Here is a 1467-nt window from a genome sequence, read left to right as displayed (position 1 = left end):
TTAAAGGAAGACTTCCTTTGATGGAGATGTCTTCTTCATCGAGTAGCATATTCCCGACTGCAACCCCAACCGGGTCTCCAACTGTTTCACACTTTGGTGGCACTGCTGTTAGGATTATGCTGTCTCCAAAGTGATTAATGATACAGGGATTGGCAGCTATCGTCTTTATTTGGGCACAGATTTTGATACTTTCTCCTTCTTCTATTGTGCCAGAAAAACTAGATCTACATTCCCAGTCAGTTTCGGTTCCATCTGGCCAGCCAATTTTAAATTCAATACATGCATCTTTTTCAATCCAGGCGTGCCAACAGCCACAAGGTGCTCCGCAAGGGTCGGGCCGATGTGCATAGTCTCTTTTTGAATAACCTGCCTTAACCGAGATATATGCTCGCTTATTTACCTCATCCCACTTATAGCTTACCAGCTCAATTCCAAAGACAGGAACCCCCTGTGCAGTGATGCCTGCCTCCAGCTCCTTCCAACATTCCATTGCCTTGAGGCCTCCTGGTTTTAAAAATTCACCTGAAAGTATTACCACCGAAATAATCAATCCTACAAGTATCTTTTTCATTGAGAAAACCTCCACCTATTAATAGTACCGCATAGAGGACGGTGGTGTAGAAAGCAATTTATTTTAGCCATTGGTCTAAGATCATCTTGCCTACTGAGCTCAGGTCGGTCTTGGCTACAATATAATTGATACTCGATGTGGTTACTCCTAAATAGCGAGCCACCTCTGCCCCACTCATCCCTAGCTTCTTTACTGCTATTAAGGCTATATCCTTTCTTGCCTTTGTAATTTCTCGCCGCCGACTTCCAGCCGTAAGTTCTGTAACTCGACAGTTAAAAGTTCTCCGTAAGCCATTGGTATTATTGGTGCTTGTAGACCGAGCCGCCTTTAGAGGTAAATGTCCTATTCTAAATGGGTTAGGCTTAAAAACCCGTAAGAACTCTTAACTGTCAAGTTCTGTAAGCTCTGTTTTGTATCTTTGCGCCACCTCACCATAAAGGTCTTCTATCCTTATTTTTCTTTTCTTCAATCGCAGAGTCTCTATTTCCAGCTTTTCGGCTTCCTTTAATACTGCTTCAACAAAATCACTGCTTCCTAAAATCCGAGAATCACTCGCCACCTTTTTCTTACGCCTCATCAAGGCTAATACTTCAGACCATCCTCCAACGCTTCTAACCAATCCTCCGCCGGTAAGCTCTGGCCTTTTTCCCATTTCAGTTCTTTTTTCAATAAATCTTCTGGAGAGGAGAGAGGGGAGGGGACGTTGCGTTGGTAAAAACGCAAGAAATCATCCTCATAGCCTATCTTTCAAGTCACCCTTGCCATTAATCCTTCGGCTCCCCCTGTACTCGCTTATCTTTCCCTTGCGACTTCAGGATACGCGCGCGGACACAAGATTCTTTCTCCCCACTTCACAACTTACATCAATTGTTTTTTGCGTTTTTTACCAACGTCCC

Annotated in this window: 2 protein-coding genes; both read right to left on the bottom strand. The window is 43.8% G+C overall.

Annotated features, from left to right (window positions below; translation table 11 throughout):
* The coding region (locus AB1414_20740) for a hypothetical protein (protein ID MEW6609838.1) at nucleotides 1-571 on the bottom strand (571 nt) is incomplete at its 3' end.
* Nucleotides 572-953: 382 nt separating this feature from the next.
* Nucleotides 954-1223, bottom strand: coding sequence for a hypothetical protein (locus AB1414_20735; protein MEW6609837.1), 270 nt, complete (start codon nucleotides 1221-1223; stop codon nucleotides 954-956).
* Nucleotides 1224-1467: the final 244 nt, after the last annotated feature.

Source organism: bacterium, from assembly GCA_040755795.1.
Lineage (GTDB): Bacteria > UBA9089 > CG2-30-40-21 > CG2-30-40-21 > SBAY01 > JBFLXS01.
Note: the sequence above shows the minus strand (reverse complement) of the source record. Positions and strands in the feature narration are given on the sequence as shown.

Coding starts and splice junctions, on each gene's coding strand:
- AB1414_20735 (MEW6609837.1), bottom strand. CDS start 1,223: ATGGGAAAAAGGCCAGAGCTTACCGGCGGAGGATTGGTTAGAAGCGTT.